The following is a 14279-nucleotide window of genomic DNA, read 5'->3' on the forward strand; positions in this document are numbered from 1 at the left end:
ACCCACATTTATGGGATAGTGATTTTGAGGCGACCCGATATAATTAACATTAATTACAGCTTACATTTTACAGAATACCCGCCGAAATGAAAAGAGCGGACCATATACAGGTTGAAGGGAGAGCTGTACCGATGAATGAGAAGCAGCAGCAACAGAAGGCGATGAGTTGGAATGATCCCCAAGTGGAGGGATATGGACGAACGATTTCTTTGAAAATACCAGGCTATTTTATGCTGTATGATATGACGGACCGTTTAATGAACGCGATGCTTGGCCCTGAAAGGGAACAGGACATATTAGTCGTTGGCGCAGGCGGCGGACAGGAGATTGTTACGCTCGGTGGTGCGCATCCAGCGTGGAGCTTTACCGGGGTTGACCCGTCTGCGCGTATGCTGGCGATAGCAGAGCAGCGCATCCGGATGGAGCGCTTGGAAGCGGGAGTAACGCTGCATGAGGGAACGGCAGACGAGCTGCCGAAGGACAAGCTGTACGATGCAGCGACTTCCCTGCTGGTATTGCATTTTATAAAGGGGCTGGCTCAGAAAAGGGAGCTGCTGCGTAGTATAGCCGAGCGTCTGAAGCCGGAAGCACCGTTATTTATTGCTGCAATAAGCTGTGATCGCCAGGAAGAAGCTTTTGCCGTCCAAATGGGCGCTTGGCAAAGCCACATGCTGGATAATGGCATTCCGCTTGAGGATTGGGAGCGATTTGCCGCCTCCCTTGGCGCCGAATCAGACCCCGTTCCGCCAGAGCAGGTGGAAGAGCTGCTTCGGGAAGCCGGCTTTAGCCATATTTCAAAATTTTTCGGTTCCTACCTTATTACAGGATGGTTTGCTGTCAAAGCAGATGAGGAGCACAACATAGAAGAGAAGAGGCAGGACAAATGAAACAAGACATCGTTGTTATAGGCGGCTACGGCCATGTGGGCGGAGATATAAGCAAGCAGCTCGGAGCAAAGTTTCCAGGAAAAGTGTATGCGGCGGGCAGAAGCCTAGAGCGAGCGAAGCAATTCGCGGACCCGACGGGCGGCCAGGTGAAACCAATGGCATTTAATTTAACCAACTGGAAGCAAGAGATGGATTTCGGACGAGTGAAGCTCGTTGTCATGTGCATGGATCAGACGGATGATGCCTTTGTACAGGCTTGCTTGAGGAGCGGCACGCATTATGTGGATATTTCGGCGTATGGTCCTTTTCTGACCAGCTTAGAGAAGCATACAGAGGAAGCAGCACAGGCACAGGCGACAGCGGTGCTGAGTGTCGGGCTAGCGCCAGGTGTAACGAATTTGCTTGCTCGCAAGGCGCAGCAGGAGCTGGATAAGCTGGATAGCGTAGATATCGCGATTATGCTTGGACTCGGCGATCAGCATGGCAAGGCGGCGATAGAGTGGACGGTAGACAGCATTGGCCGTGCATTTTCCATTATTGAAAATGGCGGTGTCGCGCAGACGGTCAGCTTTAGCGGCGGCAAACGCACCGACTTTGGCAAGGAGCTCGGCAGCCGCATGGCTTACCGTTTCCCGTTCTCCGATCAGCAGTCGCTGCCAAGAACGCTGAAAGTGCCGACCGTATCGACAAGGCTCTGCTTCGATTCAGGTGCGGTAACCCGCTTGGTCGCATGGATACGCGCAACGGGATTATTCCGGCTGCTGAAGGTTAAATGGATTCGCTCTGCCGCTGTGAGCAGCTTTGGGATGATGCGATTTGGCTCAGACGGCTATGCGGTTAAAGTAGATGGCTGGGGAATGAAAAATGGTGCGAAGAAGCATGTTCAATATTTGGTGGATGGTTCCCATGAGGCGGCAGCGACCGCTAAAGTGGCGACCGCTGTTGCCACCGCTGTGTATGAAGGCGGACTGCCGGGCGGTGTATTCCATACGGAGCAGCTATTTGAGCTGGTGAAGAGCGGCAAAGGCAAAATTGCCCTGCAAGCCGCTGCGGGCATTACGAAACGACCGCAGATCATTGAAGGCTTGAGATATGACAGCTGGGAGTAAGGCTGGCCCGATATCACGGTCGTTATAATGAATGTGCCTCAGTTGAAGGTTGACTAACTTCCAGGCCGAAATTTTCGCATAATGCTTGCAAACCGCCCCAAAAGCCTTTGCCGACGGCGTCAAATTTCCAATTGCCGTTGTACAAATATAAATCGCCAATGACGATGGCTGTTTCTTTAAGTAGATCTTCGCCAAAATTGAACTGAGCTATCAATTGTTCCGTTTGCGGATGCAGCAGACAAATGCTGATTTCGGCTACTTGGCTGAAATCATGCTGCTGTGCCTCGCCTTCGTAGATCGAAAGCGTGAAGGCCAATCGCTGGATCTGCAACGGCAGCTTGCTGAAATCGATTTTAAACTGTGCTTCATGGGGTCCTATCTTGGAGTAGCAGACAGAGTTATGAGGTGAATCGGGATTACCGTAAAAAATGCAATCCTCATCATGCTTACATTGCCTTGCAGCAGTTAGCAGGAAGGCCGTGGCGTCGATTTCAATCGCCGGATTTAACAATTTCCATGAAACGCGAGCAAGCAGCTGATTCAAGCCAAAATGGCGAGTAATGTCAGCTTTTTGACCGCTGATGAGCTGCAGTCCAGATTTTTCTGCTGCTGTTTCTGCTGCGCTAGCTGTAGCACGTTTCCCACTGGCAGAGGCGGCTGGCTTTGCTTGTTTCTTGCTTTTAGCAGCCGTTGTTGAGAAGGGCGTGTATCCGCGAGCATGCATTTTGCCGATTTTATAGCCTTTGGCGAGCGCAAGCTCGGTAGGGCTTAGCTGCTGCTCCTGCTCAAGCAATCTTGCTAAAATTAACGCTGCCGCTCTCGCATCATCAAGCGCATCATGGTGATTTAACGGAATTTGATAATGGCTAGCTAACACGTTCAAACGATAGGAAAGCATGTTCGGCAGCAGTTTTTTGCTAAGCTGATAGGTGCAGTAATAATGAAAGGCCGGATAAGTCAGGGCCGCATCATCTAGGCAATAACGCAGGACGCTCATATCAAAGGAAGCATTATGCGCGACTACCTGCTTATTTTTTAATAATGGCGCAAGTATAGGCCATAACTCGGAAAAAGTAGGGCTGTCCGCTACCATAGCCGGAGTGATGCCGTGAATTTCGATGTTCATCCGGTCAAAATGCTGCTGCGGATTAATGAGCCAAACCTGCTCGAAAACGATTTTGCCGCCCTGCACCTCAACGATGCCGACCGCGCAGGCGCTGGAGCGATTGGAGTTGGCGGTTTCAAAGTCTATTGCCACAAAGTCCATGGTGCATCCCCTTTAAATTGGTGTAAGTTTTTTAATTCTTACTTTGAATTATACAGGATGTCCGAAGCTTTTTGGCCGTCTTCCAACCTTTTTCTTGTGGTGAAGGTATAAACATCCGCAAAACGGACAAAATAAAATTATCGGCGTCGCAAGATGTCGTAGACAACCGCGGAGAAGACTTACGTTCCCCATAAGCTCTTCGTCCGGTTTCTCCTCTCCCATGAATAGAGCGTCCCGAAAGGGGCGCTCGATTTTTTTGTGTAATCCCTTATGTATCAAGGGATTTCGGGTTTCCCTATTTTTGGTAGTTGAGATTTGTCCACCGATTGTCCACCAAATTATCTTTTTTCTCCTCATAATACCTAAAAGCTCAGTCCTTTATATCATCGAATACGGCTGCGGCTGCTCTGTCCACGGAATCAAAAATGTGTCCGTAAATCTCCAGCATTTTAATATTGGCGTGTCCCACAACTTTGGCAATGGCCTCTGAATGTACTTTCTTGTAAATCATCCACGATACGGATGTGTGTCTTAAATCATGCAATCGAATTTGTTTTAAATTATGGCGCCGATGAAAGTCTATCCAATTTTTTGTAAACCATTGCGGGTTGTAAGGCATGCCATCAGGATGGCAAAAAATAAAAGATGATTTACCGTCGTTCCATTGATCTTCTATTTCTAAACGCTCGGATTGCTGGAGATCAAACAAATTCTGAAGTTCAACCATTAGGGGCTCCGACAATCCTACTCGTCGCGGCTTTTTGTTTTTAGGGAGTTTCAGGTATGGGACCCCAGCTTTCATTTTAGGCATGCTCTGAACCACATATAGGAAGCGGGCTTCGAAATCTACGCGACTCCATTCTAGGCCAGCCATTTCACTGCGCCTAAGCCCTGTTGTAAGGGCTAGAGTAATCATTGCCCTTAGCTGAGGGCTCTCCATTTCTAATGCTGTAAAAAGCAGCCTAATTTCCTTCTCGTCATACACTTCCATTTCCTTTACATCATCTTCTTTAGGCTTCTTCACTCCAACCATAGGATTTTCCGTAATTACTCCCCATTCTAAAGCCTTTGTAAAAATGCTTCTCAAAACTCGGAAATTGTAAACTAATGTAGCTGATTTCAATGGTCCTTTGCCATCTATACGAGCGTTAGGCGCGCGTAGAGTTTTCATGAAATCGAGTATATGCATAGTAGTAATGTTCTCCATATACATCAATTCAAAATAGGGCAGTATTCTTTTTCTTGTATGGAATAGGTAATTCTCTACAGACGTTTTTTCTAATTCTATTTCTACAAAATGTTGAATCCAGTATTCTACGAATTCGACGAAGCTTTTCTTGCCGGGGGTTATATTGACACGAGATTCAACTTCCATTTTAAATTTTGCAAGCTCTGTATCAAGGTGAATTTGAAGTCGCTTCGGCGCGCGTAAAATAGATGGATCGGTGACATGGATGGTTTTAGTAGGCTGCTTACGCTTTCCTTTGGCATCATAACCCAACTCTACAACTAGCAGCCATGAGTTTGGACCACGCTTCTTAATGCTTCCTTTTGCCATATTGACCTCCCAGTTTGTAAATTATTGTTCGATGCGCCACGCACCACCTCGCTGGTAAAATTAAACCTGACATCATGGATAGGCAGGTGAGGGATATATGCATGAGAAAATACTATTTGTGAAAATCGAAGATAGAAAAATAATTATCAAGACAAAAGATGCTGAAATACACGGAACCATAATGGAGCAATTAACAAGGCTCATGACTCCAAATGGATTTGTTAAAGTAGACCAGAGTAAACTTGTCAATAGTTTGCATGTAGAATCCATAGAGAACAATGTCATGACACTCAAGGACACGGATGCAATATGCTACATACCGCGCCGAAATGTGCAGCGTGTTTGTGATGATATTCGACAATATAAGACAATAAAATCGTCTTTGTGGGACGAAAAACCAAATGTGTAACAAATTTGGTTAGAGTATCATTCCAAAAATCGACAACATAACGTGACAAAAGATGATATATTAAATTTATGAGAAGCGGGGTGCAGAGAGAACTACAATATAAGTTGTAGTTTTTACCGGGCCGGGAGTTACTAGCTCCCTCGCTTGCTTACTACAGCCTTCCATTCGTACAAATCTTCCGCATGTATATTCAAAGTCTTTGATATAGCTACAGCGGTAGGATATCCCATAGTAGTGCGGTTATTGATATAATCAGATATTTGCGTTTCGGGCATATCGACTTTATCAGCTAACCACCTTTGAGAGATTTTTTTGTCACGAAGAATCTGACGAAGCAAGCAACGACCCGGTTCGTACCGCATCGCGCTTCTCCTTCAAAAGAATGGTAATTAAAATACTTTGATTAAGTATTGAAAATACCTCTTGTATAGGAACACATGTTTGCATTATACTTGGAGCAATATTATGAATGAAAAAGATGGAGTGAAGAAATGAAAAAAGAAATAGATGTGATTGAGTTGCTGATAAGAATTAATCTGCTTCCTTTATGGACTGAGACTGAGTTAGGGCGCGATTTGCTCGAACAAAAGAAAGAAGACCTCTTACCTCCTCCTCGGTAAGCTCTTTACCATCAAGCTTAAAAGCATAGTTATGGAGTATTTTCTCTACTGATGAGATATCTATTTCTTGCAGCAAATCTGTTAATGCGTCTTCTGGACTTATGTGTCCTGCTTTTTCCATTAAATCCTCGTAAGTAACTCCAAGGTGTTTATAAAGCTTCTTCAAAATTTCTGGAGACGGCATGCCGCGTTTTCCATTTTCGATATGTGACAAATACGCATTCGAAACGCTAGAATACAACTCTAGTTGGCGTATTGTCATTTTTCTTCCTTTCCTGAGTCCTCTAATATACTGACCAAACTCTTTCGGGTCCATAATAAACTCCACCTCTGATAAACAGTATAAATGAATATTATCCTTTGTGAGTACATTTGATAACAAAAGTTAAAAAAAGTGCTTGCAATAGTTATCAATTGCTTGTATTATGATCACATAAGTTATTTAACAAATGTTATCAAAGTGGGTGAGACAGTGGAAAAGATTAAGGTTAAAAGTGTGAACGATTTGAAATTTAGAATGATCACTAAAGGGTATTCGCGTCGCGCTCTTGCAAAGGCTGTCGGTGTTTCCAGCACCACAATTATTCAAATAATCACAGAAGAAAGAAATCCTGGTCCGGGTACAGCAAAAGGTATCTGTACGGCTTTAGAAGCTAACTTTGAAGAGCTATTCTCATACGAAATTAGATAACAAAAGTTATCATAGGAGGTGCTTATTTTGAAGAATACAACAAACAATGTTGAGCGCCAGACACTCGATGTTAAAGCAACGGCAGAAATGCTCGGCGTGTCTACTTGGCTAATCTATGACATGGTAAGACGGAAAGAACTCCCGGCTGTGCGCATTCGCAGCAGAATCTTCTTCCGAAAAAATGTTCTAATCGCATGGATGGATCAGCAAGAAGCTGCTGGCATGATGTAGGCAGTCTATTAACTAGATAAGGAGTTGATTACATGGAAACAACGATTCCAGCGCATTTGATGCAGGATCGTTACTGGCGCGGTACGCTGCATTTGTTCGCAAATCACAACAAGTTGAGTAGCTGCTTCAACACAAAGTTTTTTGATTTTAAAACAGAATCAATCAAGGCCACAGCATTGAAGAAGGAAGCAAGCCCTTGGTCAACGTCCGAAAAAGTCATGCTTTCTCTTGCGCTTCACCTCTACAACGAGCGTCACAAATTCAATTTATCTGATATGGATCGGTTGGACGATAATAACAAGCGTCTCGCGCTCGAAGCCCTACGCATGCGCTTCGGCTGCTAAAAAATTGCCCGACACCGTTGTCGATGTCGGGCAGGGGATGAGAGGCATGCAGGCAATACGGTATAACTACATGTTACAACAGCATTGTTCGCCGTGTCTGTTCCAACTTGGAACGTGAGGAGGGTAGAGGGATGCTAGGATTTGGAGCAGTGTTACATGCATGCCGCGAACGTGCTGGACTAAGCCAAGAGAAATTAGCAGATTTATTAAATCGTTCGCGAAGCTGCATATCCAAGTTTGAGAAGGGGCATAAGTTGCCAGATACAGTGACGTTTTTGTCTTGGTTAGATAAGACAGGCGCAAGGGATGTGGGGCATGCATTGGTTAGTGGTACAGACCCAATGACAATCTTGCAAACGATGCTGCAGGTAACGGGGGCAGCTTAATTTAGAAGGGAGAGAGGAATTTGATTAATTCATGGTGGTGGCAGGCCATAGGGGCCATAGCTTTTATTGGTGTAGTTGTTACATCGTTTTACGAGGTGAAGATTGTAAGGCCAGAAACGAAGAAAATGCCCAGCGGTCACTGGACATTTTCAGGTAAATATGAAATTGGATACATGCAGTATAGCACACCTAAGCCTAAACGGCAACGGAGGGCTTCATAATGGCGGCTTATATAACGGCAAACAACGGCTTTAAAAGCCATGACATGGATTGGGCGCGGGCGCTTGCCTACGCCTACCAGCTCAAGCAGCTGGGCAATGTTGACGTGCAAGTACATTCTTCGGAAAAAGGTGAGAAGCATGCCTGATGTGGTTTTTAAAATTTTGTGTCTCATGCGTTGTGAGGTCTGTTGCGAGCTGTACGCATCAGACCCAGAAGTGACAGAGGAGCCGACATGCCCCTATTGTCAGAAGCCGTATTTTACCCATGTACAGGATATAAGTGTTGCGACATAGGCGTTTGCCTTTGTCGTCGGGCGTCCAGATCGGCATGATCGGGGCGTCGGACGATGCGGGGCAAGCATCAAAGGGAGGTAATCCAGTTGATTTATGTTTTAAAAGGCGATATTGTGCGCACGGTCTGCGGATCGACGGGCGAGGTGGTCGAGGTGACAGGCAAGGCGCGGACATTTTGCCGTATTCAATTGGTCGCACGCAACCTTTATGTGTTTGAAACTGACGTTGTAGAGATAATACGTCGCCCGCAACCCAAAAAAGGACGGAGGTGAGGCACCAGCATGGCACGCCCAACAAAAGAGGGCCTAGACTACTTTCCGCTGGACATTGGTTTTGATGGCGACGACAAGCTAGTTGTAGTTGTCAGCGATTTTGGAATGGAAGGTTTGGGTGTAGTCGTTAAGCTCATGTGTGAGATTTATAAAAATAGCTACTACTATTCGTGGGGCGAACGTGAGCAAAAGGTATTCAGTAACCGAGTTAATGTTAACAGAAACTTGGTAATGGAGATAGTTAATGAATGCATTAAGTGGGGTTTCTTCGATCAAAATGCATACCAAAACTATAACATACTCACTTCTCGCGGCTTCCAGCTCCGATACATAGGAGCATCCAAAAGGAGAAAAAGCATTACCTTTATCCGTGAATACACATTAATTGATTTGCAGAAAGCTGCGGAAAAGGTGAGCTACCCAATAATTGAAGTTGATGTTAACGGAAACGAAGTTAATGTTTACATTAACGAAGATAAAGTAAGCAATATGTCTGCAAAAAGTACACAAATAGAGAAGGAGAAAGAGAAGGAGATAGAGAGGGAGAAAAAGATTGTAAAGACTTCTTCTCGTCATTCAAATTCGTATGCCGAGGATAACGAATATTATCAAATGGCGATTTTCTTTCACCAAAAACTATTAACCTTCGTGGAAAGCATCGGCAAAGCTCACTTGGTAGAAAATGCAAAAATGCAGAAATGGGCCGATGACTTTAGGAAGATCGTTGAACTTGATAAACGACCTAAAGAGGAATTAGGCGAAGTGATCAAGTGGGCATTAGCCGACCCTTTTTGGCAACAAAATATTTTAAGCCCTGATAAGCTTCGGAAGAAGTATGCAGAATTATGCTTGAAGGCTGCTGCTGGGAAAACAAGTCAGGGAAAACAGAACTCAAACGATAAACATTTTGAGAAAAACAAAAGTGCATCGGAAAAAATCAGGGAGGCGGAGGAACGTGAAAGAATCAGAGATCAGGAAGCTCTTCTTGCGAATTAGTAATTTTTATAGCGCATTTGCTTACGATGATTACAAGGTCGAAGAATGGCGCTTGCTGCTCGAACATGTTCCTTTCGACAGGGCCGTCGAGAATTTGACGAATTATACCCTGAATCCAGCAAATGGCTTCCCGCCGCATCCCGGCATACTCGCTGCATCGACTTTGCAACAATCTTCCGGCCCAGCTGTCCTTAATGCTGCTGAGACGCGCCAAATGCTTCAGCTACGGGCGCAGGATGAACAAACGCTTGTACGCCTGCCGGATGCTGTAAAGGAGGCCGTGAAGCGTATTGGAGAATCTTCAACAGCATCCATTGCCCCAGAATCTTGAAGCCGAGCAGGCTGTTTTAGGAGCTGCGCTTATTGACTCCAAGGCAGCTGACGAGGCCGTAAGTGGATTACGCGGGGTTGAGTTTTACAAGATGGAGCATCGGCGTATTTTTAAGGCCATGCTTGAGGTTTGTGAAGCAAATCAGCCAGTCGATATTGTGACCGTAACTGAACGCCTACGGGTGAAGGGTTGGTTGGAAAATGGCGCTGTCGTTAGTTACATGGCTGATATGGCAAGGTCAACGCCATCGGCTACTAGCGTAGGTCATTACATCGGCATTATGAAAAGCGTATACGCTCAACGCCAGATCATTTCAGAGCTAAACGAAGGCATAGAACAAGCTTGGCGGCTCACCGATCCAGCTGAGATCATTAGATCCACTCAGGCGAAAATGGAAGCCTTGGCAGATCATACGATTACGAAAAAGAGCTATCGGACGGTAAGGGAAATCCTTCCGGAAGTGTTCGACGATTTGGAAGCCAAATATGCTCGTCAAGGTGACGACGATGTAAACGGTGTTCCATCCGGTTTCCGCGACTTGGACAAAATGACGGCTGGCTTCCAGCGTAGCGATTTTATTGTAATTGGTGCGCGACCGTCAGTAGGCAAAACGGCGTTGGGGCTGAATATCACCACTCACGCAGCCGAAGCTTTGAAGCTGACGAAAGAAACAGTGGCAGTCTTTAGCCTTGAAATGTCCGAGAAGCAGCTAGTTAGCCGAATGATTTGCTCAGAGGGGAATATAGAGTCAGCGCGATTCCGAACAGGCAGATTAATTGATGGCGATTGGGAACGGGTGACGATGGCAATTGGCCGTATAGCTGATATGCCGATTGTGATTGACGATACTCCAGCAATCAGCGTTGGGGAAATTCGCGCTAAATGCCGGAAAATTAAGCGTGAGCAGGGCTTAGGCTTAATCCTCATCGACTATCTCCAACTTGTATCAGGCAGGGGTAGGTCGGGCGAAAGCAGGCAGGAAGAGGTGTCTTATATTTCCCGTATGCTCAAGCAAATTGCCCGTGAACTTGACGTGCCAGTCATTGCATTGTCACAGCTCAGCCGGGGCGTGGAGCAGAGACAGGACAAGCGTCCGATGATGTCTGACCTTCGGGAATCCGGCTCCATTGAGCAAGACGCTGACATTATAGCCTTCCTTTATCGGGATGATTACTACGATAAGGAGTCTGAGAAAAAGAACATCATCGAAATTATCATTGCCAAGCAGCGTAACGGCCCTGTTGGAACCGTCGAGCTGGTATTTTTGAAACAGTTTAATAAATTCGTCAATTTGGACCGTTCGCACGAAAGCCATAGCGACGAGCCTAAGCAGAGAGCAGAAGCTAAACAAAAGGAATGGTGGAAAATACTCGGTGTATCCAAGAACGCGACGTCTCAGGATATTGAAACGGCGTACAGGAGCCTGAGCAAAAAATACCATCCAGACACGGGCGGTACAAATGAGTTAATGGCTATGCTTAATCGGGCAATCGAAGAAGCAAGGCAGCATGTAGGGAGGTAAAGAATCGTGATTGTCCCAGATGAAATTCAGGCTCTAATTGATGCAGAAGCTATATTCTTTGTTTCCCATTCTGGCGGGAAGGATAGCCAAGCCATGTATGCCTATTTATCTAAAATCGTACCGTCATGGCAGATTGTAGTGGTGCACGCAGATTTGGGCGAAGTTGAGTGGCAAGGCGTGCAGGAACACATATGGAATACCGTCAAGCACGGTGTCAACGTAGTGCGAGCCAGTAAGACGTTTCTTGGTATGGTGGAAAAACGCGGTATGTGGCCGTCTGCTAAGCATAGGCAATGTACCAGTGACCTAAAGCGCGGGCCGATATTCAAATTTATCAGGCAGTACCTTAAAGACCGCGGGTTGAAAATCGCAGTCAACTGCATGGGCATTCGTTCTGATGAATCAGCAGCACGGGCTAAAAAAGAGCCTTTTCGGTATAACGCTGCTGAGAGCTGCGGGCATAGGGATGTGTGGGATTGGATGCCGATTTTTGACTGGTCAACGGAAAAGGTGTTTCAAGCTATCACGGATGCAGGACAGGAACCATTCTGGGCTTACGCTTCTGGCAACCAGCGTTTAAGTTGTGTATTTTGCATCATGGGTAGCGCAAATGACCTCCAGCATGGAGCACGCTGCAATCCTGAGCTTTACCGTAAATATGTAGAGCTTGAGCGTAAAATTGGGCACACAATGTTCATGCGGGGAAAAGAGCCGATTAGCTTGGAAGATTATGTGGGGATTAAGACAACTGATCCTGTTTTAATTTATTAACAGAATAATACTCTATTAATAAATTCGAAAGAAATCGACGAATTATTACTCTGTTATTACTCCATTATTAATAGAAGGGAAAATTCAAATGATCTTAGGAATTGACGCTGGGAACTACGATGTGAAGATCGTTAATAGAAATGGAGCCTTTAGGTTTAGTTCTGCAATCGGGGAGTTTCGCGAACGCAAGTTGAAAAATGCTTACGGTTCGGACGATATGGAATGGGAGCATGAAGGTCGGAAAGGATTTGCTGGAACTATTGCGCAATTTGAAAGCGAATTTGCAGGGAGTACAAAAGGAGATACGAAGGCAAATGCCGATGCAAGACTTAGAACGCTACTGGCCGTGCATCAGTATTCCGACGATGTTGATAATGCCATAATTGTAGGCCAAACCATCACCAAGCACACGGAAGAAGAAAAATCAGCAATTAAAAAAATGCTCATTGGTCAACATGTGTTGAAGGTTAACGGAATCGAGAAGAAATTCAACATCAATAAAATCGAAGTAGCAGCTGAATGTGCAACGGTGGGCATGCTGGAGCCGATCAAGGGGTACACACATATTGTTGACCTTGGTGGAGGAACGCTCAATTGGGGGACTTGCTATTTTCATCGGGGCTGTGTCATGAAGGTAGATAAAGCATCTGACACGGAACTGTTCGGAATGGACACGGTAAAGCAAGCAGATATACCTGCGATAGCGCGTCTGTTGATTTCCAAAACCCAAAATATATGGGGCGAGGAAAACCCTGTACGTGTAATTGGGGGAGTAGCAGAAGAAATGGCCGAGGCGCTTCAAGGTCACTATATCCACGCTGCTCCATATCAACCCTTGGTAAACGGCGAACGCGTTTCACCTACATTCGCCAGTGCAGCAGCATTCTTTATGCTTGCTAAGGAGGTATACGGTGAGCAAAAAGGGTGAAGCAAAGGAAAGCGGCAAGATTATCAAGACAATGAGCTTTAATTTGGACGACCCTGACGAATTGGCATGTTATAAGCACGCTATGCTGCGTCCCAACTTTAGTGGTTATGTTCGCAGGCTCATCGAGCGCGACCGTTTAGGCACACCGCAGCCAATTGTGCAGGCAGCTCCAGCACCAATTCAATCAGTCGAAACGGATAAAGAGGTCATTAGTAAAAGTATAGGGGGGTTCATTTAAATGACAAAAGCTGAATTGATTGAAGCCATGAAGGATATGGCAGATGAATGCCAAGTGGTTTGGCATAACGGCATGACTTTCAATCAAGTTGATTCTGACGCTGTGTTTATTTATCTGGAAGAGCCTGAAAAGGCAGAGATTTAGTATCTCAATGAATATTGAAGAACATGAGGTGATCCATTGATTAAAATTCTTGAGCTTTTTGGAGGCATTGGTGCCCCAAGGAAAGCTCTAATTAATCTCGGAGTAGACCACAAGTCAATTGATTACGTGGAAATTATGCCTAATCGGGTCAAGGCATATAACGCCTTATATGACCATTTACAACGTCCGCAGGATATAAAAGGTTGGAATTTACGTCCAGACATTTTGGTGCATGGATCTCCTTGCCAGGACAACAGCCGTGGCAACAAGAGGAGAAAAGGAACCTCTAAAGCTTCACGATCCCAGTTAATGCTTGAGACACTTCGAATTATCGGTGAAATGGGCGATTGGAAGCCGAAGGTTGTTATCTGGGAAAACGTGAAAGGAGTGTTGGACAGAGATGTTATGCCGATCTTTAATGAGTATCTCCGAGCTATGCAAAAACTTGGATATACAAATTCGTTTGATGTGGTAGATGCTAGAAACTTCGGAATTCCACACGCGCGGGAAAGGGTATTTTGCATTTCATTGTTAGGCAGCCAAGTATTTGATTTTAGCAGATTAAAGATTAAGAGTATGCGTCATATATCCAACTATCTCGAATACGGGTACAAAGACGATATACCTGAGCAGTACCTGGTGAATATCCCTTCAATGATAAGTAAGATAGCGGAGTTTAATCCTGTAAAAAAAGAAGATGTGTATAAACGCCGATTGGATGTAATCGAGTCGTTTTGCTACACAATAACCGAAAGGCAAGATCGCTGCCCGAATGCAGGGATTATCCGTAACGAAAATGGGAGTTACCGTTATCTGACGGAGCGTGAATGCTGGAGGCTGCTAGGGTTTGATGATATGGATTTTGACCGGATGCTGGAACAATTCCCGACGCAACCAGGAAAACGTAATGCAACACTCTATGCTTTGGCTGGGAACAGTATCGTAGTTCAGGTCTTGGAAGCAATCTTTGACGAACTGCTGCATCCAAGCGAACAACAAGAGGGATACGAATCCGAATCGGACGGGCAGATCAAATTAGCGATTTGAATATTGAAGAACA

At 45.4% G+C, this 14279-nt stretch carries 22 protein-coding genes; 18 read left to right on the plus strand and 4 right to left on the minus strand.

From position 1 onward, the window contains the following. The first annotated feature begins 131 nt into the window (after positions 1 to 131). Complete coding sequence (locus AC50YG_RS11645; protein ID WP_494826931.1) at positions 132 to 887, plus strand: class I SAM-dependent methyltransferase; 756 nt, start codon at positions 132 to 134, stop codon at positions 885 to 887. Beyond that, positions 884 to 1996, plus strand: coding sequence for a saccharopine dehydrogenase family protein (locus AC50YG_RS11650; RefSeq protein ID WP_494826932.1), 1113 nt, complete (start codon positions 884 to 886; stop codon positions 1994 to 1996). The genes AC50YG_RS11645 and AC50YG_RS11650 overlap by 4 nt, the downstream gene beginning before the upstream one ends. 22 nt (positions 1997 to 2018) lie before the next feature. Here the strand turns inward: AC50YG_RS11650 and AC50YG_RS11655 are convergent, their stop codons facing one another. Together AC50YG_RS11655 and AC50YG_RS11660 are read right to left on the minus strand one after the other, a co-directional pair. Further along, the gene (locus AC50YG_RS11655) at positions 2019 to 3263 is read right to left on the minus strand and encodes a TerD family protein (RefSeq protein ID WP_494826934.1); all 1245 of its coding nucleotides are present in this window, start codon (positions 3261 to 3263) and stop codon (positions 2019 to 2021) included. A 370-nt stretch (positions 3264 to 3633) separates the two neighbouring features. Beyond that, entirely contained in the window at positions 3634 to 4821 is a 1188-nt protein-coding gene (locus tag AC50YG_RS11660) for a tyrosine-type recombinase/integrase (protein WP_494826936.1), read from the minus strand. Between the two features lie 97 nt (positions 4822 to 4918). Between AC50YG_RS11660 and AC50YG_RS11665 the strand changes: the two genes are divergently transcribed. Further along, positions 4919 to 5230 carry a LytTR family DNA-binding domain-containing protein gene (locus AC50YG_RS11665; RefSeq protein WP_494826937.1) on the plus strand — a complete coding sequence of 104 codons (312 nt, stop codon included), beginning with the start codon at positions 4919 to 4921 and terminating at the stop codon, positions 5228 to 5230. A gap of 131 nt (positions 5231 to 5361) precedes the next feature. Here AC50YG_RS11665 and AC50YG_RS11670 read toward each other — a convergent pair whose 3' ends face one another. Continuing rightward, complete coding sequence (locus AC50YG_RS11670) at positions 5362 to 5592, minus strand: helix-turn-helix domain-containing protein (protein WP_494826939.1); 231 nt, start codon at positions 5590 to 5592, stop codon at positions 5362 to 5364. Between the two features lie 169 nt (positions 5593 to 5761). Continuing rightward, entirely contained in the window at positions 5762 to 6166 is a 405-nt protein-coding gene (locus AC50YG_RS11675) for a helix-turn-helix domain-containing protein (protein WP_494826941.1), read from the minus strand. Positions 6167 to 6322: 156 nt separating this feature from the next. On the opposite strand from AC50YG_RS11675, the gene AC50YG_RS11680 reads away from it, so the two are divergent. The 15 genes from AC50YG_RS11680 (at position 6323) to AC50YG_RS11750 (ending at position 14266) form a co-directional block, all read left to right on the plus strand. Next, positions 6323 to 6541: a helix-turn-helix transcriptional regulator gene (locus tag AC50YG_RS11680; protein WP_494826943.1), complete on the plus strand. Its 219-nt coding sequence runs from the start codon at positions 6323 to 6325 to the stop codon at positions 6539 to 6541. Between the two features lie 27 nt (positions 6542 to 6568). Continuing rightward, positions 6569 to 6772, plus strand: a complete 204-nt coding sequence (locus AC50YG_RS11685; protein WP_494826944.1) for a helix-turn-helix domain-containing protein — start codon at positions 6569 to 6571, stop codon at positions 6770 to 6772. A gap of 32 nt (positions 6773 to 6804) precedes the next feature. Further along, positions 6805 to 7116: a hypothetical protein gene (locus AC50YG_RS11690; RefSeq protein WP_494826945.1), complete on the plus strand. Its 312-nt coding sequence runs from the start codon at positions 6805 to 6807 to the stop codon at positions 7114 to 7116. A gap of 131 nt (positions 7117 to 7247) precedes the next feature. Next, entirely contained in the window at positions 7248 to 7502 is a 255-nt protein-coding gene (locus AC50YG_RS11695) for a helix-turn-helix domain-containing protein (protein ID WP_494826946.1), read from the plus strand. Positions 7503 to 7522: 20 nt separating this feature from the next. Next, complete coding sequence (locus tag AC50YG_RS11700; RefSeq protein WP_494826947.1) at positions 7523 to 7723, plus strand: hypothetical protein; 201 nt, start codon at positions 7523 to 7525, stop codon at positions 7721 to 7723. Further along, the gene (locus tag AC50YG_RS11705; protein ID WP_494826949.1) at positions 7723 to 7869 is read left to right on the plus strand and encodes a hypothetical protein; all 147 of its coding nucleotides are present in this window, start codon (positions 7723 to 7725) and stop codon (positions 7867 to 7869) included. The genes AC50YG_RS11700 and AC50YG_RS11705 overlap by 1 nt, the downstream gene beginning before the upstream one ends. A gap of 234 nt (positions 7870 to 8103) precedes the next feature. After that, complete coding sequence (locus tag AC50YG_RS11710) at positions 8104 to 8289, plus strand: hypothetical protein (protein ID WP_494826951.1); 186 nt, start codon at positions 8104 to 8106, stop codon at positions 8287 to 8289. Positions 8290 to 8298: 9 nt separating this feature from the next. Then, entirely contained in the window at positions 8299 to 9285 is a 987-nt protein-coding gene (locus tag AC50YG_RS11715; protein ID WP_494826952.1) for a DUF4373 domain-containing protein, read from the plus strand. Continuing rightward, entirely contained in the window at positions 9245 to 9616 is a 372-nt protein-coding gene (locus AC50YG_RS11720; RefSeq protein ID WP_494826954.1) for a replicative helicase loader/inhibitor, read from the plus strand. The genes AC50YG_RS11715 and AC50YG_RS11720 overlap by 41 nt, the downstream gene beginning before the upstream one ends. Further along, positions 9576 to 11138: a replicative DNA helicase gene (gene dnaB, locus AC50YG_RS11725; protein WP_494826956.1), complete on the plus strand. Its 1563-nt coding sequence runs from the start codon at positions 9576 to 9578 to the stop codon at positions 11136 to 11138. Before AC50YG_RS11720 ends, dnaB begins: the two co-directional genes overlap by 41 nt. Positions 11139 to 11144: 6 nt before the next feature. Continuing rightward, on the plus strand, positions 11145 to 11909 hold the full coding sequence (locus AC50YG_RS11730; protein WP_494826958.1) for a phosphoadenosine phosphosulfate reductase domain-containing protein: 765 nt from the start codon (positions 11145 to 11147) through the stop codon (positions 11907 to 11909). 88 nt (positions 11910 to 11997) lie between these two features. Further along, positions 11998 to 12837 (plus strand): ParM/StbA family protein, encoded by an 840-nt coding sequence (locus AC50YG_RS11735; RefSeq protein WP_494826959.1) that lies wholly within the window; start codon positions 11998 to 12000, stop codon positions 12835 to 12837. Further along, positions 12821 to 13075 (plus strand): hypothetical protein, encoded by a 255-nt coding sequence (locus tag AC50YG_RS11740; protein ID WP_494826960.1) that lies wholly within the window; start codon positions 12821 to 12823, stop codon positions 13073 to 13075. Before AC50YG_RS11735 ends, AC50YG_RS11740 begins: the two co-directional genes overlap by 17 nt. Further along, entirely contained in the window at positions 13076 to 13219 is a 144-nt protein-coding gene (locus AC50YG_RS11745; protein ID WP_494826961.1) for a hypothetical protein, read from the plus strand. Between the two features lie 36 nt (positions 13220 to 13255). After that, a complete protein-coding gene (locus tag AC50YG_RS11750) occupies positions 13256 to 14266 on the plus strand; it encodes a DNA cytosine methyltransferase (protein WP_494826962.1) in 1011 nt (336 codons plus the stop codon). The last annotated feature ends 13 nt before the right edge of the window (positions 14267 to 14279 follow it).

It is taken from the genome of Paenibacillus sp. J31R34 (assembly GCF_059383715.1).